Source organism: Marinomonas flavescens (assembly GCF_004352835.1).
GTDB classification, from domain to species: Bacteria; Pseudomonadota; Gammaproteobacteria; order Pseudomonadales; family Marinomonadaceae; genus Marinomonas; species Marinomonas flavescens.
Genome location: NZ_SJSB01000002.1, coordinates 211,356 through 231,463 on the forward strand (window position 1 = coordinate 211,356; position 20,108 = coordinate 231,463).

17 protein-coding genes are annotated in these 20,108 nt (G+C 42.0%); 10 read left to right on the forward strand and 7 right to left on the reverse strand.

Annotated elements, in window-relative coordinates:
* Nucleotides 1-5: 5 nt before the first annotated feature.
* On the reverse strand, nt 6-986 hold the full coding sequence (locus E0D70_RS03100; RefSeq protein ID WP_133010809.1) for an ABC transporter substrate-binding protein: 981 nt from the start codon (nt 984-986) through the stop codon (nt 6-8).
* Nucleotides 987-1,127: 141 nt separating this feature from the next.
* Between E0D70_RS03100 and E0D70_RS03105 the strand changes: the two genes are divergently transcribed.
* Together E0D70_RS03105 and E0D70_RS03110 are read left to right on the forward strand one after the other, a co-directional pair.
* Entirely contained in the window at nt 1,128-1,877 is a 750-nt protein-coding gene (locus tag E0D70_RS03105; RefSeq protein WP_133010810.1) for a DeoR/GlpR family DNA-binding transcription regulator, read from the forward strand.
* Nucleotides 1,878-2,062: 185 nt separating this feature from the next.
* Nucleotides 2,063-3,391, forward strand: coding sequence for a hypothetical protein (locus E0D70_RS03110; RefSeq protein ID WP_133010811.1), 1,329 nt, complete (start codon nt 2,063-2,065; stop codon nt 3,389-3,391).
* Between the two features lie 119 nt (nt 3,392-3,510).
* Here the strand turns inward: E0D70_RS03110 and E0D70_RS03115 are convergent, their stop codons facing one another.
* The 3 genes from E0D70_RS03115 to E0D70_RS03125 form a co-directional block, all read right to left on the reverse strand.
* A complete protein-coding gene (locus tag E0D70_RS03115) occupies nt 3,511-4,272 on the reverse strand; it encodes a sulfite exporter TauE/SafE family protein (RefSeq protein ID WP_133010812.1) in 762 nt (253 codons plus the stop codon).
* A 142-nt stretch (nt 4,273-4,414) separates the two neighbouring features.
* Nucleotides 4,415-5,182, reverse strand: coding sequence for a transporter substrate-binding domain-containing protein (locus tag E0D70_RS03120; RefSeq protein WP_133010813.1), 768 nt, complete (start codon nt 5,180-5,182; stop codon nt 4,415-4,417).
* Between the two features lie 179 nt (nt 5,183-5,361).
* A complete protein-coding gene (locus E0D70_RS03125; RefSeq protein ID WP_240536958.1) occupies nt 5,362-6,576 on the reverse strand; it encodes an MFS transporter in 1,215 nt (404 codons plus the stop codon).
* Nucleotides 6,577-6,687: 111 nt separating this feature from the next.
* On the opposite strand from E0D70_RS03125, the gene E0D70_RS03130 reads away from it, so the two are divergent.
* The 4 genes from E0D70_RS03130 (at nt 6,688) to E0D70_RS03145 (ending at nt 11,963) form a co-directional block, all read left to right on the forward strand.
* Nucleotides 6,688-7,641, forward strand: coding sequence for a LysR family transcriptional regulator (locus E0D70_RS03130; protein ID WP_133010814.1), 954 nt, complete (start codon nt 6,688-6,690; stop codon nt 7,639-7,641).
* A gap of 126 nt (nt 7,642-7,767) precedes the next feature.
* Nucleotides 7,768-8,976: an MFS transporter gene (locus E0D70_RS03135; RefSeq protein WP_133010815.1), complete on the forward strand. Its 1,209-nt coding sequence runs from the start codon at nt 7,768-7,770 to the stop codon at nt 8,974-8,976.
* A gap of 138 nt (nt 8,977-9,114) precedes the next feature.
* The gene (locus E0D70_RS03140) at nt 9,115-11,265 is read left to right on the forward strand and encodes an FAD-dependent oxidoreductase (RefSeq protein WP_133010816.1); all 2,151 of its coding nucleotides are present in this window, start codon (nt 9,115-9,117) and stop codon (nt 11,263-11,265) included.
* Nucleotides 11,266-11,495: 230 nt separating this feature from the next.
* Complete coding sequence (locus tag E0D70_RS03145) at nt 11,496-11,963, forward strand: GyrI-like domain-containing protein (protein ID WP_133010817.1); 468 nt, start codon at nt 11,496-11,498, stop codon at nt 11,961-11,963.
* Between the two features lie 84 nt (nt 11,964-12,047).
* Here the strand turns inward: E0D70_RS03145 and E0D70_RS03150 are convergent, their stop codons facing one another.
* Nucleotides 12,048-12,935, reverse strand: a complete 888-nt coding sequence (locus tag E0D70_RS03150) for a LysR family transcriptional regulator (RefSeq protein WP_133010818.1) — start codon at nt 12,933-12,935, stop codon at nt 12,048-12,050.
* Nucleotides 12,936-13,045: 110 nt separating this feature from the next.
* Between E0D70_RS03150 and E0D70_RS03155 the strand changes: the two genes are divergently transcribed.
* Nucleotides 13,046-13,771 (forward strand): sulfite exporter TauE/SafE family protein, encoded by a 726-nt coding sequence (locus E0D70_RS03155; RefSeq protein WP_133010819.1) that lies wholly within the window; start codon nt 13,046-13,048, stop codon nt 13,769-13,771.
* On the opposite strand, the gene rarD is transcribed toward E0D70_RS03155, so the two are convergent.
* The gene (gene rarD / locus E0D70_RS03160; RefSeq protein WP_133010820.1) at nt 13,749-14,672 is read right to left on the reverse strand and encodes an EamA family transporter RarD; all 924 of its coding nucleotides are present in this window, start codon (nt 14,670-14,672) and stop codon (nt 13,749-13,751) included. The two genes, E0D70_RS03155 and rarD, sit on opposite strands and share 23 nt — an antisense overlap.
* A gap of 477 nt (nt 14,673-15,149) precedes the next feature.
* Here rarD and corA point away from each other — a divergent pair, with 477 nt between their 5' ends.
* On the forward strand, nt 15,150-16,103 hold the full coding sequence (gene corA / locus E0D70_RS03165; RefSeq protein ID WP_133010821.1) for a magnesium/cobalt transporter CorA: 954 nt from the start codon (nt 15,150-15,152) through the stop codon (nt 16,101-16,103).
* Between the two features lie 319 nt (nt 16,104-16,422).
* Here corA and E0D70_RS03170 read toward each other — a convergent pair whose 3' ends face one another.
* On the reverse strand, nt 16,423-17,229 hold the full coding sequence (locus tag E0D70_RS03170; protein WP_133010822.1) for an ATP-grasp domain-containing protein: 807 nt from the start codon (nt 17,227-17,229) through the stop codon (nt 16,423-16,425).
* A gap of 278 nt (nt 17,230-17,507) precedes the next feature.
* Here E0D70_RS03170 and E0D70_RS03175 point away from each other — a divergent pair, with 278 nt between their 5' ends.
* Both E0D70_RS03175 and E0D70_RS03180 read left to right on the forward strand, forming a co-directional pair.
* Nucleotides 17,508-17,918, forward strand: a complete 411-nt coding sequence (locus tag E0D70_RS03175) for a gamma-glutamylcyclotransferase family protein (protein ID WP_240536960.1) — start codon at nt 17,508-17,510, stop codon at nt 17,916-17,918.
* An 858-nt stretch (nt 17,919-18,776) separates the two neighbouring features.
* Nucleotides 18,777-19,646: an NAD(P)-dependent oxidoreductase gene (locus E0D70_RS03180; protein WP_133010824.1), complete on the forward strand. Its 870-nt coding sequence runs from the start codon at nt 18,777-18,779 to the stop codon at nt 19,644-19,646.
* Nucleotides 19,647-20,108: the final 462 nt, after the last annotated feature.

Sequence of the window (20,108 nt, forward strand, 5' to 3'; positions counted from 1 at the left end):
CACAGTTATCCTTCAAAAATATCGCTAAAACGGGCTTTATTGGCCGCGTTATTACGCAATGTCTTTGCTGCATCAAACGGCATTAGCTTGATGCTTTCACGACTTGGAAAACCGGCTGGGACACCTATGTCACTGCGTGCTGGCAAGTAACCTTGTTCGAGTACCAGTTGTTGTCCTTGCTTAGATAAAAGGAAATCCACAAAACGCTTTGCCGCTTCTTTGTGTTTAGACTCTTTCATAATCGCAACGGGTTCAGTCACCATACTGACGCCCGTTTTTGGAAAGATAAACTCAATTGGAGAGCCTTTACGGGACTCTCTGATCACGAGGAAATCAACAATAACGCCATACGACTTAGAGCCAGAAGCGACCGCCTTGAGTACGCCACCATTTCCGCCTTGTGCCATTACTTTATTTGCGTGTAACTGTTGGTAATAGTTCCAGCCAAGATGAGCATCTTCTGTCAGAGTGGCTAAATGAATCAGAGCGGCGCCAGAATATAGAGGGCTCGGCATAGCAACTTGATTCTTATAACTAGGCTTGGCTAAGTCTTCCCAGTCGGTAGGGGTCTCTAGCGCTCGAGTATTTCGAACGATGCCTGTGGTGATTAATTTAGTGCCGTAGTAATAGCCGTCTTTATTATAAAGAGCGGGCTTATAGTCTTTTTGATAAGGGCTTTTGTAGGCGTATAAGTAGTTGTTCGCCACCATAGATTCCATGGTCACGCTATCAGCAATCAACAAAACATCAGGTTTTACCACGCCACTGCTTAACTCTGCTCGCAGCTTGGTCATTAATTTTGTAGTGCCATCACGAACCCATTTCACTTCGATATCAGGATTCTGTGCTTCAAAAGCATCTACGGTGAGTTGAGCATCTTTATTGGGTTGGCTGGTATACAAAGTGAGTGTTTCAGCAGCTTGTACACTTAGAGGTACGGCAAGTGAAACTGAGGCAAAAGCAAGTAGACTTTTTTTAAGATTCATTGTGGAACGCTCTGTTGTTTGGGTGAGAACAAACAATAGCGCGACTCTTTGACATTAAAATGACACCAAACTTTCGTTTAATAAATAAACGCTTTCGTTTTATCGAAAAACCTATGGAATACTATTTTTTTGGTGCATTGAATGAATAAACGACAATATGAAATTGTTCAGTGGGTGAACAAAAATGGGCGCAGGTCACTCAATGATGTCGCTGATGCGTTTTCTGTTTCTGTTCAAACGGTACGGTCAGACATACGTTTGTTGGCAGATAAGGGACTGATTTTGCGCAATCATGGGGAGGCGATACCTTTTCCTCATAGGGAAAATATAAGCTTTGATCAACGCAAAATTCGAAATTTAGAAGGGAAGTTGCGCATCGCCGATCTTTGCATGAGTAAAATTACTAATTATCAGTCTCTGTTTCTTGGTACCGGGTCCAGTGTATCTGAAGTGGCCGCTAATTTAGATAGCTTAAAAGGTCTACAAGTGATGACGACTAATTTGCATGCCGCGCGAAATCTTTGTGAACATCCAGATTGCGAATTAACCATTGCGGGCGGACAAGTACGTAAACGAGATCAGGATGTGGTGGGTGGTGATGCTGTACGCTTCTTTCAACGCTATCGTGCTGATATTGGTATATTTTCTGTCGCTGCTATGAATAAAAATGGTGAACTTTTTGATTTTACAGACGACGATATCATGGCATTAGAAGCGCTTGTCGACAATTCACAGTATCGTATTCTGGTATTAGACAGCACCAAATTTGATCTTGAATCACGTTGTGTTTGGCGTCGAGTGTGCGATTACCACTGCTTAATTACCGACATCAAACCCTCACAGTGGCTCCTTAGCAAATTACACAGTCAGGGTGTTGAAGTACTGTATTAGTGAATCATGCAAGATCTTAACTATGGCCTTATATAGATTATGAAAAAAGGTTCAGTATTTTCGAAGAGTTTGTTTACGATGAATTTTAAATAGGCATATAAGTTATATTATATTGATCGTCAAAAGAGTGGTATTTTAATCAATCTAACATCATTTTCCCCTACTCGTTTTCATTAAGGCATTTTATGTTTCGTGACCAGGATGGTTCCGCGTTTTCACTGCACAGGCTTTCTGGTTATGGTGTGGCGATCGGCTGTGGCTTGTTTCTATTGTCCATTATTCCTGGTGCAAACTGGGCTTATGCGCTTTCTGCGCTTTGTTATTGGTCTGTTTTTATCATGGCGTGGCCGCGTTTAAACCCGCGCAACAAAAAACAAATCCGGCTGCTGCTTGGAGTTGCTATTGTGGCGTTACTGGTTGCCTATGTTAATGGTGTAAAGCTGAACTTTTTTGCCTTAATAGAAGGTAATTTAGGCATTGTAGCCATGTTGTCGGCGGTGTCTTTGTTGGGTTTATTGCCTGATGGGGTAAAGCAAAAGGCGCCGATTATTGGTACGAAAGGCGTAGTTAGCACTTGGTCGAGCGTTCATCTCTTAGGTGCCGTTATTAATATGTCATCGGTGTTTCTAGTGGGTGACAAGCTGCAGAGAAACACCGGCTCTTTGTCTGAGTCTCAATATTCAATCTTAGTTCGAGCGCTGACCAGTGCTGGGCTTTGGTCGCCTTTTTTTGCCTCCATGGCGGTGGCCTTGTCGATTGCACCGAATGCGGAGTTTCATCGGTTGGCGATGATAGGCGTCCCTATCGCTATATTTTCGTGCCTAATTTCTCTGTGGGAATTTAATAGAAAAGGCACACTGGCGTCGTTTTCAGGTTTCCCCTTGGCTTTCCAATCGTTAATTTTTCCAATTAGCTTGGCGATATCTGTTTTAGTTTTCCATTATTTTATCATGCCCCAATTACCCATACTGTCGATCGTGACCTTGCTGAGCCCAGTGTCTGTTATCTTGCTCTTGGTTATGAAAAGTGGCGCTCGATATACCAAACAACGGTTGACCGATCATGCTCATATTCGTTTGCCAAATATGGCGAATGAAGTGTCTTTGTTTTTATCGGCTGGTTTGTTAACAAAAGCCGTGAGCTTGGCGTTAGCGGGTGCGTTAGGGGCAAATTGGTCTTTGTTCGATTCGTTTGGTTTTGTTGAAGCGTTCGCCTGTTTTATAGGGATTTGTGTCATTGCTTTGTTGGGCTTACACCCGATTGTGGGCATTTCATTGATGAGTTCGGTGGTGCCTGCCCATGGCGTTGATAACACCTTGTTGGCCTTTGTTTGTCTTTGCTCTTGGGGAGTGGGAACCGCGATTAGTCCATTATCAGGGATTAATTTATCGGTAGCAGGAAAGTATGGCATCGATAATTTCCAGCTTGCTCGATCGAATTTGTTATACGGCATACTTATGTCGGCTGTGGTAGCGATCGCCATGTTCCTGCTTTCTTGGATGTTGGGCGTATAACGCCATGAATGAGGTCGTTTGCTTTTACTCTCCAGTGTTCTGATATCAACTTTCTGAGATAAAAAAATACCCACTTTTGAAGTGGGTATTTTTTGATGTGTTATTAGGCTGACCGATTGCTAATCGGTCAATAATGCGGCGGCGCTGCCGCAGACCGTCATTACGAAAAGGAACCATTTCAGATGTTTTGGATTGGCTTTAATGGCAAATTTCACGGCAAGATGCGAGCCTAACATGGTACCAGAAGCGAGTATTAAACCAGGAACCCAAAGGATTTGATCGTTCCAAATAAAGACCCCTAATGCTAAGGCAGTAAAGCCAATGGTACACACCATCTTTAAGGCATTAGTGCGGACTAAGTCATAGCGCAGAGTGCCAGCTAAAGCGGCAATCAGAATAAAGCCAACACCAGCTTGTACAAAGCCACCGTAAACGCCAGCAATGAATAACGCGATCCAAGCGCTGGGTTTTTCTGAGACTTTAAAAGGCACGGTACCTTCTGGAGGCGCGATTAAAGCAGGGCGCACAATCATGATCAGAGTCATACCAATCATCGCGCTTAATAACAGAGGTTTTAGCCAAGTTTCAGGAGCGTAGCTGGCTGCAAACGCGCCGACTACACCGCCGAGTAAAGACGGAATCATGACCGGCATGATGTCTGCGTTATCGAGTTTTTTGGCTTTTCTAAAGCCAGCAACGGCAGTGAGGTTTTGTAAAAATACGCCGACTCGGTTCGTCGCGTTGGCAATGTCTGCAGGCATGCCCATGACCATGAGGGCAGGTAAGGTTAAATTAGACCCACCACCAGCGAGCGTGTTGATAATACCCGCAATAAATCCGGTACCAATCAAGAGAGAAACGGTGAAAAGACTGTAGTCCAAAATAGTATCCTTACATCGATGAATGCAAATAAGAAAAGCCGAGCAAGGATACTACTAATAAAAGTACTTTTATGTGAAGCGAAGAGTGATACTGTCTGATATATAGTCACTATAAATCAGACAGTATCATGGAAAAGAACACTTATTGGAGGTGATTTTCGTGCATTATTTGAGTATCAATGCCTTTTAACTTCATTTCATCCATCATGAAATTGACTGTATTTAGAAGACGCTGCTCGCCCGCTGGAATCAAATAGCCGAACTGACTTTTCGTGAATGGATTTTCGGCTCGAGAAGCTTCCAGTTTTTTATCAGTGACTTGGTAATAAAGTGCTTCTGGCGTCTCAGTTATCATGACATCAACTTTGCCGCTAGCGACGGCTTTTGGTACATCAAGGTTATTTTCGAAGCGAACTAAGGTGGCGTTAGGAAGGTATTGCTCGGCAAATTTTTCATTGGTTCCACCAATATTGACGCCGACTTTAACGTCTGGACGGTTTACTTCAGCCAAGGTGTCAAACGCCGCGGTTTTCCCCGTTGCCACTAAGAAGCATTTGCCAAACGTCATATAGCCTTGAGAAATATCGGCGGCCATTTGGCGTGATGTGCGACGAGTAATACCGCCCATGGCAATGTCGTATTTATCGCTTTGTAGTCCAGGGATTAAGTTTTTCCATGTGGTTTGAACGAACTTTACTTTTACGCCCATTTCTTTGGCAAAGTATTTTGCAACGTCAATATCATAACCGGTAAATGTTTTACCATCGTAGTGAGAAAATGGTGTGTAATCCCCCGTCGTTCCAACAGTGATATAACCTTGTTTTTGGATATCTTCAAGGCGATCTGCTTGGGCAAACGCACTGAAAGTTAGTGCGGAGGTGATCAGTAAAAAAGTCGCTGATAGTTTCATAAATACACTTCTTGAGTTGGCTTGTTCAAAGAAAAGCACAGCGTCATTCATGCATTTGAATGAGTTGTATGCATATAGCAAGCCAACTTTTTTATCACTCTCTCTGTTGTTTGTAAAATATTACTTCCAATGTGCAAAAAAGAAGTTAGGTTAGTCTGGTTCTTTTTTAGCATCGATGGTTAAGAAGAGCGATCCGTCATCCGTACGATCAAACTTAAGATTCCAGCGATTGTTGCCAATGCAACAACACCGCTCCATCCTAGAATCATCAGAGCTTGGCTACCAAGAGCTGCGCCTGATGCCATACCGATAAACATGCCAGTAAAGAAGATCGCATTGAGGCGCCCGCGAGCAGTAGGATCTATGCCGTAAACTAATGTTTGATGAGAAACCAGCACAGCTTGTACGCCAAAATCAAAGCCAATAGCGGAAATGATAATCAGCAGGATTTGGTTATTGACGGATAAATAGGGCATTAAAAACATCAAGGCAAAAGAAAAAGCGACTAACGCTGATCCAATTTGTGTGACTCGAGCAGGCCCTTGTTTATCGGCAATTCTTCCTGCTAAGGGTGCGGCTAACGCACCAGCGGCGCCCGCTAATCCAAAGGCACCGGCGGTGGCGCTACCGAGTCCATATTGTTGATGCAGCATGACAGCTAAGGTAGACCAAAAAGCGCTAAACCCTAGCGATAATAAGCCCTGAGATGTGGCTGCACGACGCAAGGTTGGATGGCGTTTCCATAGCGTTAACAGGGAGCGCATTAACGAGAGGTAACCAACATCAGTGTGGGTGTCCATATTCGGTAAAATACGCCAAATAATCATAGAAATGGCGAGAATACTGACGGCAGCGGCTTGGTACATGACTCGCCATCCTACAAACTCCGTCACCACACCACTAATCACCCGAGATAATAAAATCCCTATCAACAGCCCTGTCATTACCGTACCGACGACCTTACCTCGCTGAGAATCAGGGGCTAAGATGGCGGCAGTTGGCACAATGTCTTGAGCCATGGTTGCCATAACGCCAATGACTAAACTGGCGACTAACATGCCATTCAATGTGGGCATAAAAGAGCACATCACTAAAGCGAGAGCGAGCAGTAAACCTTTTGTTAAAATCACATGGCGACGATTAAATCGATCGCCAAGCGGAATCAGAAACAAGATACCTAAGGCGTAGCCTATTTGAGTCAGTGTCGGAATAAGTCCGGTGGCGCTGACACTGGATTGAAAGTCTTGCCCAATGTTGTCGATCATCGGCTGGTTATAGTAGATGGCGGCCACACTTAATCCTGCCCCTGCGGAAAGGCTGAAGATAAGTTTGCTGGATGGTTCTGTTGCCATTTTGGGCGTTGAGGAGGCAAAAGCTTCTTGCGTGGGCATCATAAAGTCTCGTGTTGATTGGGCGTATAAAGGATGTTGAGAATGGCGATATCTTATCTTTTGAAAAAAAGTTTGGTAGCCACATACTAGGTAAAACTGATATACGTATGCCGTATGAGCAATATAAAAAATGGTGGCATCGACCGTATAGAAATGATGCAGACTTTAGTGCGTATCGTCGAGAGTGGAAGCTTGTCAGCCGCCGCCACTCAACTGGGAACCACGCAGCCTACGATTAGTCGTCGATTACAGTCTTTAGAGACGAGATTGGGGACAAAATTAATCATGCGTACCACCCATGCGATGAAGCTGACAGACGATGGTGAACGCTGTTATCAGCATGCGAAAAAACTAATAGAGAATTGGAATGCACTAGAAGAAGATCTCAAAAACGCCAATGATGAACCGGTAGGTATGTTAAAGGTTCGAGTGCCTCACGCTTTTGGTCAAGACCAGTTGATCGTACCATTAGTGCAATATCTTACCGATCATTCACAAATTACGGTCGAATGGATGTTAAATGACCATTCGCCTGATTTTATCAATGATGGAATTGACTGTGCGGTTCATGTGGGGGAAATCACAGACTCAGCAATGGTGGCCATTCTAATTGCCGAAGTGCCGCGAATTGTCGTGTCATCTCCTAGTGTATTAAGTAAGCATTCACCTATCAAAAAAGTAGAAGATTTGAATACCTTACCTTGGGTTTCCTTGAGTACTTTTTATCGAAATAAAATTGTATTAAAAAGCACAGATCAGAAAGGCAGCTCTAGCTATGAGCTAGAGTTTGCACCGAAATTCATTACGGACAGCTTATATGCCCTCAGAAATACTATTTTATCTGGAATTGGGATAGGGGTAACGTCATCGTGGGTGATTAACGACGATATTGCTTCCGGTAAATTAGTGCATTTATTGCCTGAATGGCATGCCGATCCTTTACCTGTTTACCTCGTATACCCCTACGCTAGTTATTATCCGGCCCGATTAAGAAAATTTCTCAACTTGATTCGTGATGTTATGCCGACCTTGGCAGGTACAAGACCACCAAGCCCGAAATCAAAGTAGTGCTTTTTTACTGATAGGGCATCATGCGCTTTGTTTTTGCCTTAGAATAGCGGTCCAACTTGACCAAAAAATCAGTATTTATGTTTGGTCCGACTCGATTGATATGTTTATTGATAAGGAAGTTACATGACAGGGCACACCTCTCCGTACGAAACAAAAACAGCTTGGCTAGAAGTAATACTACTTTGGGTCGCTGGGATTTCTGCGGCTATGCAATTTGCTAAGTTTTCTATTTCTTATGATGTGTTATTGGCGTATTACCAAGAAGGCGCAACATTAACGGGTGCTGCCATTTCTGTCGTCGGTGTCGTGGGGCTTATTTTTGGTGTTTCAGCTGGGGTAATCGTTGGGCGTGTTGGCTATCGTCGTTCGTTAATTGGCGCGCTGGCGTTAGGGGCGGTGATGTCTTTTTTGGAATCCTTGATGCCAAGTTTCGAGCTCATGATGGTGTGCCGAGTCGTTGAGGGCTTTTCTCAATTGGGTGTTGTCGTTGCCGCACCAACCATGATTGCTCGATTAAGTGCGCCACAACATCGTTCAATCACGATGGGGTTATGGGGTACTTTCTTTGGGGTGGCTTTTGCTATTAGCGGTTTGTTCGGCGACATGATCCTTCGTCATTATGGGCCGGGGAGCTTGTTCTTTTCTCATGGACTATTAATCGGCGGTGTGGCGGGCGTACTCTTCTTTCGTCTTGAGAGAAATAACCCTCTTTATGAAAATGAAAAAGGCAGTGTGCAAACGAAAATCTTGGAGCAGATGTCTCTCGTGTATCGTAACCCAAGGTGCTTGCTACCAGCGGCCGTATTTTTATTTTATACCTGCATGTTCGTATCCTTGCTGACTTACGTTCCACGCTTGATTGAAGATGACCATTTAAAATCGATTGTCCGAACGTGTTTACCTCTGATGAGTATTATAGGAACTTTTCTTGCAGGTACTTTGTCTCAATACACTATGCGTCCTCAAAACGTAGCTATTATGGCTTATTCGCTGATAGCGATTAGCGCGATTGCTCTGAATTTCTTATTGGTGACGCCTGTGCTTTTTTGCATTGTTGCAGGTGTGATGGTGTTGTCTGCCGGTATGGTTACAGGGTCCGCTATGTCAATGATTCCAGCACTGGCACGAAACCCTAATGAGCAAGCGCAAACGTATGGTTTGGTTGCGCAGTTTGGTAATTTAGGCTCGACGATAGGGCCGCCTAGTTTTGCCGCTATGATTAGCCTATTAGGAGCACAAGGACTGGTTATTTTGGTCTTGGTGTTTTGTCTTTGCGGTGGCAGTTTAAGTTTAATTGCGAAACGTTTTAAAAATAACTCACATTCGTTGTAATAGTTATTGAGGTTGTCGCGTCTAACGTGGGTAACCTTACTTTTATGCTGATTTATTCATGGCGTAGAGAAGGTAAAAATCATAAAGATTAATGCTTAATAGTAAGCAAACCAACTTAACGTAAATTGGAGTTCGGCAATGAAAAAAATCGGGTTAGTGGTCATTATCGTATTATTGGTGGTGGGGTTTTTCCATTACGACCTTGATCGCTTATTAACGCTCGATGGGCTGAAGTCTGGCTTAACGCAATTTGAAACATGGCGAGAAGAAAGCCCGCTGCTTGTTGGCAGTGCTTTTCTATTACTTTATGTCGTTGTTACCGCCTTATCTTTACCTGGCGCTGTCATTATGACATTGGCCGCTGGCACCTTGTTTGGTTTGTTTTGGGGAACCGTCATTGTTTCCTTTGCTAGTTCTATCGGTGCAACGTTAGCCTTTTTAGTCTCGCGTTATTTATTACGAGATTGGGTACAAACGAAATTCGGCAGTCGTTTAAAAGCGTTTAACGAAGGTGTCGAAAAAGAAGGCGCTTTCTATCTATTCACTCTTCGACTTGTACCTGTATTCCCCTTCTTCTTAATTAACTTATTAATGGGTTTAACAGGGCTTCGAGCACTGACTTTTTACTGGGTAAGCCAAGTCGGTATGTTGGTCGGCACCGTGGTATATGTGAACGCTGGCACGCAACTTGGTCAGTTAGAAAGTTTATCAGGCATATTGTCACCGTCTTTGCTGTTGTCGTTTGTTTTGTTAGGGGTGTTTCCTTTGATCGCTAAAAAGATAGTAAATGTAGTAAAAGCTCGTCGTGTCTACGCTAAGTTCACTAAACCTAAAACGTTTGATCGCAACCTGATTGTTATTGGTGGCGGTGCTGGTGGCTTAGTAAGTGCTTACATTGCCGCGACAGTGAAAGCTAAAGTTACGTTAATCGAAGCGAATAAAATGGGCGGCGATTGCCTTAACTATGGCTGTATTCCAAGTAAAGCTTTGATCAAGAGTGCAAAGGTCGCGCAGCAAATGCGCCATGCGGAACATTACGGTTTAGACAGCAGCGAACCAACATTCTCATTCAAAAAGGTCATGGCGCGAGTTCATGATGTTATTAGTAAAATAGAGCCGCATGACAGCGTTGAGCGCTATACAGAGTTAGGTGTCGATGTTGTACAAGGGTACGCTCAGCTAATTGATCCTTGGACCGTAGAAATTAAGCTAAACGATGGTGGCACTCAGCGTTTGACAGCTCGCAGTATTGTATTAGCGACGGGCGCTCGCCCATTTGTTCCTGATTTACCTGGTTTGAACGATGTGGGCTACTACACAAGCGATAACTTGTGGGAAGAGTTTGCTAAGTTTGATGAGCCACCAAAACGTCTTGTTGTATTAGGTGGTGGTCCGATCGGATCTGAATTGGCTCAAAGTTTTGCGCGCCTAGGTTCTAACGTGACGCAGGTTGAACGTGCGACTCGTATTATGGCGAGAGAAGATGAAGAAGTGTCTGCACTTGTGCAAGAGAGTATGCGATCTGATGGCGTCACTATCCTGACATCACACAATGCGATTCGTTGTGAAAAAGAAGGTGATGTTAAGCGTTTAATCGTCGAAAAAGACGGCATCGAAACCGTGATTGAATTTGATGCGCTACTTTGTGCAGTAGGTCGTCAGGCGCGTCTTGAAGGCTACGGTTTAGAGAATTTAGGGGTTGAAACAAACCGCACTATCGTAACCAATGATTACCTTGAAACATTATTTCCGAATATCTTTGCGGTAGGTGATGTTGCTGGTCCTTATCAGTTTACTCACGTCGCAGCACACCAAGCTTGGTTCGCGGCGGTAAATGCCTTATTTGGTACCTTTAAGAAGTTTCGTGCAGATTATCGAGTGATTCCATGGGCGACATTTGTGGACCCTGAAGTCGCTCGTGTTGGCTTAAGCGAGCAAGATGCGAAAGATCAGGGCATTGCTTATGAAATGGTTCGTTATGGTCTTGATGACCTAGACCGTGCGATTGCAGAGAGTGCAACCAAAGGCTTTGTTAAAGTATTAACGGTACCAGGCAAAGATAAAATCTTGGGTGTCACTATTGTTGGTGAACACTCTGGCGAGTTGTTGGCTGAGTTTGTTTTAGCCATGAAACACGGCCTTGGTTTGAATAAGATTTTAGGCACGATACACACCTATCCAACATGGGCTGAATCAAATAAATATGCGGCAGGTGAATGGAAGCGAGCACATGCTCCAAAACGTATATTAAACTGGTTGGAAAAGTACCACTCTTGGCGTCGAGGCTAGAAGATCTCTGCTATTACGAGGTTTTTACTGTCAATAATGTAAGAATAAAGTGCCATTTATTTAATAGAAATTATCTAATTAATGGCACTCTATAACCGTGAGTTATTTCACAAAATAGGTGTACGAATATCTAGAATAAATTTCCTTAATTATGACTAGACTCAGTATAGGTATAAGCCGTCTATATAGATAAAATACAGTTTATTTAAGATAAGCGCACGGAGAGAGTTATGACCCCCCAACGAAGACCATCTCTTAGCATAAAAGGGTTTAAGGTCCGCACTAAAAGTGAAACTGAAGCGACTAATACGGGGAAAATTCACTCCTTATGGCAATCCTTTCATCAAGTTATTGTTCCTCAACTACAAGAGGAAGATCAATTCTATGGCGTCTTTTTTAATAATGATCCAGAGCAATACGATCATTTCGACATGATTGCTGGAATTAGTAGCGAAGACTTCGAAAAAAATGACGTTCACGTAAGCAACGAGATCAATGAAGTCGCGCTTAAAGAAGGCAACTATTTAATGTTTTCTGCTGTGGGTACTCTTCCTCAAGCAACGTTACGAGCGTGGCAGCAAGTTCGACGTTATTTTAATGAGCAAAACTGTGTGTATAAACGAGCCTATACAACCGATTATGAGCATTATATTGCGCCAGGCTTAACGAAAATATACATCTCTGTTGAACATAAATAATCTACCTTTCTAAGGTCCCTCATTTATCCTAAAACTTTTTTAAGAACAGGAATCCTAAGCACAGGCGCGCCAAGAGAGCATTTGCTATGAGTAACGATTCATAGCTTCCCAAAATAAATTCGCTTGATAGCTCAATGTCTGATGCCTTAGCCTAATCATAAAAATAGGCAGTTGGCTGTGCGAAGTGAAATTCTCAACATCAATAATAACCAATGAACCTGATTCTAATTCGGCCTTTACCATATAACGAGGGATTCTTGCCCAGCCCAAACCATGGATCAATAGCGACTTCTTGGAAAAATAATCATTCACATACCAACGTTTCCCCGTTGGTAATACATAACGATGGCCACTTTCGCTTTGATTCAATGCAGAATTATTTACCAGAACTTGAGCGATAGGGTAAAGCTGGGATGGTTTTAAACGATTGTCTTTATGGGTTAGTGTTGCTAGCAGTTCAGGTGCTATTACGGTGATAATTTCAAGTTGTAATAACTCAGTAAAAGCATGCCTATCATCCAAGCCATATCGTGGTCCTATGGCTATTTCAGATTTGTCTTTCAGTAGATTCTCATGAACGCCATAGAGGTGATCTGTGGTGATGTCCATAGAGAGCTCTGGGTAGCTTGCTTGAAATGCTTTGATGCGAGCCATAAACGGATCAGAGAAGCAGGATTGGCTTAAACAGAGTCGTAATGGCGCTTCGATTCCCTGTGCCAAGTCATGGCCTAAATTCTCCAATTGTTGCACCTGAGACATGAGCTTTTTACTTTGTAGGAAAAAAGCTTTTCCTTCGGTTGTGAGTGTCGGTCGATAGCTGTCGCGATCAAACAGCTGAATGTCATATTGAGCTTCTAATGTTTTAACCGCAGCACTGATGCTCGGTTGGGCTTTGTGTATGGCGTCAGCCGCCGAGCGAAAACTACCAGTTTCAACAACGGCGATAAAGGCTCTGATTTGATCTAACTTCATGATAAAAATACCTGATCATTTTAATAGTAAAACGATATTATTTTTCTTTCATTTTTAATCGTATCATAGCAGACATTAAATGAAGTCATGTTTTATTGAAGGAGAAAACGTTGGACACATCGTTTGTTATCTTGTTAATTGCGGGTTTGATTACCGGATTCTCAAAATTTTCTGTTGGTGGAATGGGGTTGTTAATTTTGCCGATTGTAATGGTTGCATTCCCTGGGCCGGAAGCCTTAGGTATTTTAATGCCATTGTATATTATTACGGATTTGATGGCGGTTTTTAGCTACAGGAACCATATTAATTGGTCTGTCTTACTGCGTCTTTTACCATTGGCTTTTCTTGGTATTTTTATAGGTGGCCATTTTCTGTCTGGCATTGATGCTGGGCAATTCGTTAATTTTTTAGGCGTCATTGTCGTCGCAATGATTTTATTGGGTTTATATCTAGATTTACGACCTACTACGTTTATGAGAAAGCCGTTGGCGGCTTATACAATGGGCTTTTTAGGAGGGGTAGTAAGTATGACTGCCAATGCAGCAGGTCCATTATTTAGCTTATTTTTATTAGAGCAAAAACTCGATAAAGCGTCATACGTAAGCACTCGGGCTTGGGCGTTTTTTATTATCAATTTACTTAAACTTCCACTTTATATTGGCTTAGGTTTAATGACGGCTACAAGCGTAAAAATAAGTATGATGGCGTTGCCTGGGTTATTAATTGGATCATTTATTGGCTACCACTTTCTGAAAAAAGTGAATCCGGCTCAATTCAAATGGTTGATCCGAATTCTATCTTGTATGGCGGCGTTTAAATTGTTTCTGTTTTCGTAATACCTTCTACAGAGCGTTTTCTTTTCGCATTGCGAAGTTGACGAATAGAGTCAAAAATCAGCAACGCAAGAGCGCTCCAAATTAAGGCGAACGTAGTGAGTTTTTCAGGGCTTAGAGGCTCATCGTATAAAAAGACAGCAAGAATAAACATGCCACTTGGTCCGATGTATTGGAAGAAGCCAAGCGTTACTAAACTCACCCGATTAGCCGCTGCCGCAAAGCACATGAGAGGTATCATTGTGATGGGGCCTGCCGCGAAGAGTAGCCAATTGGTGAGGCTTGGATTCTCTAACATGTTGGAAGTTGAAGTATGAACAGTGAACATGTAAACCAGCGCAACGGGCAACATTAATAATGTCTCGACGGCCATTCCAGTAAAACTGTCGATTGCCACTTTTTTGCGTACTAAGCCATAAAAACCGAAGGTAATCGCTAAGACAAGTGCAACCCAAGGTAAAGAACCAAACTTAATGACTTCAAAGGCAACGGCGGCAAAGCATAATACCACCGCGGCTTTACGCACTGGATCTAATTTCTCTTTAAAGAAAATCATGCCAAGCAGAATGCTAATTAACGGATTAATGTAGTAGCCAAGACTGGCACTTAGCAGCTGGTTGCTGCCAATCGCCCAGATAAAGGTTCCCCAGTTAATACCAATTAAAACGGTTGAAAGTAGCATGGCTAGCAGCGTTTTTTTAGAGGTGAATACTTGTTTTAGCTTGTCTGCTTTTCGCATGGCTAAGATCAATATCAGTACGATCAGACAGGACCAAATAACACGATGGGCGAGTATTTCTGTTGTCGGAATAAATGACATAAATTTGAAATACACAGGCGCTATAGCCCATAAGGTAAACGCTGTCAGAGCATAGAATATGCCGCTTTGTGAAGACTGGGGCATGAGAACCTCTTCGTTGTTATTTAAATAGGCCTCTTTTTAACACTAGAGTCATGATAAGTCAGTTACAATCTTACTTTCTGATATAGGAATCTGATGCTTTTCTTCTTCCAAGTGTGCCAAATTATTTTGAGAAGAGGGTGCTGCTAACACTTTATTTAGCGTTTCTGATCGGCATGCATCTAAGTTGTTCAAATCGAGTTTATTCTTCGCTTTTATTATTCTTAAAATTTATGATAGCAATTATCGATCCCTTTATTTAACTTACGCCTTTGATTTGGGCTGTTATCAAGAAAATTGAAGTAGATAGATCGTACGTTTTGTCATCATAAAATAGTACGTTTTGTCTTAAGCAAACAGTACGTTTTGTCTTAAGCAAACAGTACGTTTTGTCATAAGTAGATAGTACGCTGAAACAGGGTAATCGCTTTTTTTCATAGCATTGAGACCCATTAGGTATCGGTTTACAGAGGTACGTGAATGTTAAGATTTTTTAAAATTAATAATGGGTTGATCAAAGAGATCCCCAAAGACGATGGCTCTATTTCCAGTATGCATAAAGACGCCGACTGGATTGACGTTATTGAGCCAGATGAAGAAGAACGTAAGCAGTTACGTATATTACTGCGCACTGATTTGCCTGAGTCTGATGATGTAGAAGAAATTGAGGCATCTGCCCGCTGTTTTGTGGACCAAGTTGGTATTCATGTTCATTCTTTGTTTTTAACTCAGAGCGAAGGCAGGCACAAAACGTCCACTGTGGCGTGCATTTTACAAAAAGATCGACTAGTGACCGTTCGAGACGGTGAAATAGCAGACTTTCGTTTATTAAGAATGCGTGCAAGAGGCGGTCAAATTGCGGCAGATTCACCTGCTCAGTTATTGGTTACCATGCTTGAGCATAAGGTCGAAAACCATGCAGATAGCTTGGAAGATTTTCATCGACAGCTTGAAGAAGTCAGTCATCTGGTATTGGAAGTAAATGAAACAGAACTGGACACCGTCATTGAGAAGTTGGCGCGCTTAGAGGACAGTAACGGGAAAATCCGCTTGTGTTTGATGGATACCCAACGTGATATTTCTTTTTTACTACGGCATCTCAGCAGCAAGCATGATCATTCTGAAACCTTACGTGAGATTATGCGCGATGTGGACACCTTAATGTCACATACGACCTTCCTATTTGATAAAATTAACTTCTTGATGGATTCCACTCAGGGCTTTATCAATATTGAACAGAATAAGATCATTAAGATTTTCTCAATCGCGTCGGTGGTATTTTTGCCGCCAACACTCGTTGCGAGTATTTATGGGATGAACTTTCATATCATGCCGGAATTGAATTGGAGCCTTGGTTATCCAGGTGCTTTGGGTTTGATGGTTGCGTCGGCGTTTGCACCTTATTGGTATTTCAAACATCGAGGCTGGTTGTAGCCAGCTTAGCTTCCTATTTTGAAGATTATTAATTATCCCTAGTCATCTGCTCGCGAGGAGGAGATGGCAATTATCAGGCTAGCTAATAAGGAAAAGCCAATCATCAAGCGCTCAAAAATGATGATTGGCTTTTGTTGCTTACTCTTGTTCTAGAAAAATGACGGGTTAATCATCATCTCTCGAGTTTTGAATTCTTGGTACGTTAGTAGAAAAATAATGTGTTTTTGGACGGACTTTATTTGTCAGATTAGCCATCTACCACTGAGTGGGTCAAAGCATAAAAGAGAATTATGACAACAAAGTTACCGTCACTATTATGTTAAAAACCGCTAAGTTGATCCATTTGATGAGCGGTAGATAATAGATGTTGCTCATTCAAGTAGTTTAATAATTCTGTGTTTACATCTGATTGAATACTGGTAATGCCCTGATTACCAAAGATACGATTAATCTCAATAACGTAAGGCACGGCTCCCAGCATAGCAATATCAAACCCCGCGTGGTTTATATCTAAAGATTGAGCGATATACGTTACCAGCTCTTGTGCCTCTTTCGGGATCAAGGCAACTTCTACTTGGCCACCTTGGCTGACATTATTGTGGAAGCCATTATCAGATTGTAGGCGCCAGTATCCACTGACGATCTTATTACCCACCCAAATGATCCGAATGTCTCTATCTATAGGCAAATATTCTTGTACATATAGCACATCCGTTTTTGCTAAGTATTCACGCCATTGGCCAATTGTCTCTATCAAAAAAACACCATTACCCATGCTACTTTTTGGGATTTTAGCCACAAAAGGTGATGACATGGTGTCCCAAATATTCTCCGCTTCGTAAGGGGTATTGGCGGTAATTATCGTGTAAGGGTGTTGGTTAGGTACGATAGTACGAAAGGTTCTAGTCATTTCTATCTTGTCATGACCAATCATATAAGACGCTAAGCTTGGAAAAATACGCTTTTTTAATCCATGAATCAGTGCCGTTAGCTGCCAATATTGTGGGAAAAGAAGCCAGTCAGCTTGTTTAATTTCTTCTAAGTGTTCGTACATGGATTCTGGTTTTATGTAGCGAACATTCGGTAGGTGTAAAGTGCGGAGAGCGTCAAAAGAGATGATGTTCATTCAAGAATAATCAATGGCCAAACAGGGCGTGATTCTAGGGCCAAAGTGATGAGAAAAGATACGTTTATTTGCGAAGAAACAAATATAAAACACACTGAGCATTGGGTGTTAAAGGCGAAAGTTTTGTTTCTTTAAGTAACTGTATTATCAGAAAGTTAAAGGTTGTCTTTGGTATCTGTCATGAAAGTTTAATTTATCGTTATGAGTTAAGTGTGACTCTTGAAATGTGGAGTAAGGAAGGGGATCCTCTGCAAAAGTATGACAGGATGAAAGGAAATATGTCTTTAAATATAGTAGCCGTTTACGGCAGTCTCAGATCCGGTTTTGATAACCACGAACTCTTGCTTAATAGCCAACCTATTGGAAAAGGCTGGTTGACGGGCTATCGAATGGGGAATTTTGGCAATTTCCCCGGCGTTATTTTTACCCATGAAGATAATCAGCGAGTTCGTGTTGAATGGTACAAAGTGACGGACAGTACATTAGAGGCAATGGATCGCCTTGAAGAGTATGATCCAAATGCACCAGATAGTTCTTTGTTTATCAGAAAGAAGGTTCAATCTCCTTACGGCAAGGGTTGGATTTATGTTTATAACCAACCTTTTCATGACGTCGACGTGATTGAATATGGCGATTGGGAAAGAGCTGCGATACATCCGGTCGTTCATCGCGAAATTCCAGTGGTTTAAATGTTATAAAGTACTGCCTGGCTTGCCGCGTGTTCATTCGCGTTTCGCAAGCCAGCGATGATGCTATTCCCCTCTCCGAATCGTTCCAACCCTCTAAATAATATATTTTCCCTGTGTCGGCTAATGTAATACTTGTTTAAGGCGTCACTTGTAACCCATTTATAGGCCTAGCATCCATACCGTTATTTTTTTCATGAATGACGATAAAAAGACCTTGTAAATTATTTTATCCCCAATTGACTCAGTAGCGACAGGGTTCAGATAACAAGCTAAAAAAATTAGCTCATCATCCTTTTTAATGCAGCGATAAGAAAATTCCAACATTTTTAATGCGCGATGACGCTTTGCTTATATAAAAAGAGTTTTGCAGATTTGCACAGACTCATTAATCGCAGAGTGATTGGATAATGGTATAAAAGTAGAATTTTGTTTTTTCCAAGATATTGTTTTATATGGATAATTACATGAAAGTATAAGCGATTTTTCTGATGTGATCCTTTTTCAAAGTATAAAGTCGATTTTAAAGAAAAAATTGTAGTGAGATTGAGCGATAATAGACTTGACAGTAATCGCGCTATTTGAGCAATTCTAGGCGAATTGAAAAATTCGTTTAAAAATCAACCCAGAGAATCTATGTCAATAGCGGAAGGCAAAAATAAAGGGTTCTTTTTAAAACCTTTCACAGAGTTATCCACAAGGCGTTTTGGGTTATAGATACATCAATATTTGTCAAATTCGTTCCGATTCAGCGTATTTTGCTCTGTATGCTAGTTTTATCAAAATTGTGTACCTCGAAATTTTTCAATGAAAAGGTATGATCAAAGGTATTGAAATAACAACTAATACGGAGGCAGAAAAATGAAGGTTACTTTTATCGGTCTGGGAACCATGGGTTATCCAATGGCGGGACACGTAAGCAAAGCAGGTCATAATGTCACAGTCTACAATCGTACTACGACAAAAGCACAAGCTTGGTGTGAAGAATATTCTGGCGGTTTTGCAACGACACCGGCGCTCGCGGCTAAAGAAGCAGACATTGTGCTTACTTGTGTCGGTAACGATGATGATTTACGTGCTGTGTATTTAGGCACAGATGGTGCCTTTCAAATGGCAAAGCCGGGAACTTTGTTTATTGACCACACGACAGCGTCTGCTGAAGTGGCTAAAGAGCTGAGTGCTGCCGCTCAAGAAAAAGGCTTTTTATTTATGGATGGTCCCGTTTCTGGTGGGCAAGCTGGTGCTGTGAATGGGGTACTTACCGTGATGATGGGCGGCGAGCAATCTCATTTAGAGATGGCTCAATCTATTTTAGATTGCTACGCAAAATCCACGTCTTTATTAGGACCGGTTGGTAATGGACAGTTGGCTAAAATGGTCAATCAGATTCTTATTGGCGGTATATTGTCTGGTTTGTCCGAGGGCGTTCGCTTTGCGGAAAAAGCAGGATTAGACATGCCAGCGTTGGTCGAAACACTTAAGCATGGCGCGGCAGGTTCTTGGCAGTTAGAAAACCGTGGGGCAACCATGGCAAAAGAGGAATTTGATTTTGGTTTTGCCATCGAATGGATGCATAAAGATTTAGGTTTATGTTTGGCGCAGGCCGAAAAAATGGGCTTATCAATTCCATTAACAAAAGCGGTAGATCAAGATTATCAAGAATTGATGGCAGAAGGGCGTGGACGTCAGGATACTTCTGTATTAATCAAGGCGTTAGATAAAAAAGCATAGCACCGTATTTACTCAGCTTGTTTCTGAGCAAAGCAATACTCTAGAAAATCGACGAATAGAGACATAAACAAGCTCTGTGTTTTCAATAACACAGGGCTTTTTTTATATTTTGTATAAAAGCCTCATATCCTGTCTTTTTTGCTTGTGTGATGGCTTCATGAGCGGGTGTTATTGTGCTGAATTGTTCATGAAATAATGAAATTTGCTTCGTTAGAGCAACATCTCTGTATCTTTTTAGTGAAAAAACAGGCCATTGTGCACTGCCATCTTACGGCATAAAAAACCTTTAAACCCTTTGTTTTCGCGTCACACGGACGTACACATAAATTACTCATTCATTACACGCATAGGACATATCATTATTTCGATTGGTCATTCTGAAAAGCTTAAGTAGTCTTGAATGATGCTGTTTTGAACGTACTTGTTTTACAAGGCGCGATAAATTGCTAAAGGGGGCTCAAG

Bases quoted from the DNA above. Each gene is read 5' to 3' on its own strand.
- E0D70_RS03130 (WP_133010814.1), top strand. From the start codon at position 6,688: ATGAGCAATATAAAAAATGGTGGCATCGACCGTATAGAAATGATGCAG.
- corA (WP_133010821.1), top strand. From the start codon at position 15,150: ATGTTAAGATTTTTTAAAATTAATAATGGGTTGATCAAAGAGATCCCC.
- rarD (WP_133010820.1), bottom strand. From the start codon at position 14,672: ATGCCCCAGTCTTCACAAAGCGGCATATTCTATGCTCTGACAGCGTTT.
- E0D70_RS03120 (WP_133010813.1), bottom strand. From the start codon at position 5,182: ATGAAACTATCAGCGACTTTTTTACTGATCACCTCCGCACTAACTTTC.
- E0D70_RS03170 (WP_133010822.1), bottom strand. From the start codon at position 17,229: ATGAACATCATCTCTTTTGACGCTCTCCGCACTTTACACCTACCGAAT.
- E0D70_RS03175 (WP_240536960.1), top strand. From the start codon at position 17,508: ATGTCTTTAAATATAGTAGCCGTTTACGGCAGTCTCAGATCCGGTTTT.
- E0D70_RS03140 (WP_133010816.1), top strand. From the start codon at position 9,115: ATGAAAAAAATCGGGTTAGTGGTCATTATCGTATTATTGGTGGTGGGG.
- E0D70_RS03150 (WP_133010818.1), bottom strand. From the start codon at position 12,935: ATGAAGTTAGATCAAATCAGAGCCTTTATCGCCGTTGTTGAAACTGGT.
- E0D70_RS03100 (WP_133010809.1), bottom strand. From the start codon at position 986: ATGAATCTTAAAAAAAGTCTACTTGCTTTTGCCTCAGTTTCACTTGCC.
- E0D70_RS03180 (WP_133010824.1), top strand. From the start codon at position 18,777: ATGAAGGTTACTTTTATCGGTCTGGGAACCATGGGTTATCCAATGGCG.
- E0D70_RS03105 (WP_133010810.1), top strand. From the start codon at position 1,128: ATGAATAAACGACAATATGAAATTGTTCAGTGGGTGAACAAAAATGGG.
- E0D70_RS03145 (WP_133010817.1), top strand. From the start codon at position 11,496: ATGACCCCCCAACGAAGACCATCTCTTAGCATAAAAGGGTTTAAGGTC.
- E0D70_RS03135 (WP_133010815.1), top strand. From the start codon at position 7,768: ATGACAGGGCACACCTCTCCGTACGAAACAAAAACAGCTTGGCTAGAA.
- E0D70_RS03110 (WP_133010811.1), top strand. From the start codon at position 2,063: ATGTTTCGTGACCAGGATGGTTCCGCGTTTTCACTGCACAGGCTTTCT.
- E0D70_RS03125 (WP_240536958.1), bottom strand. From the start codon at position 6,576: ATGATGCCCACGCAAGAAGCTTTTGCCTCCTCAACGCCCAAAATGGCA.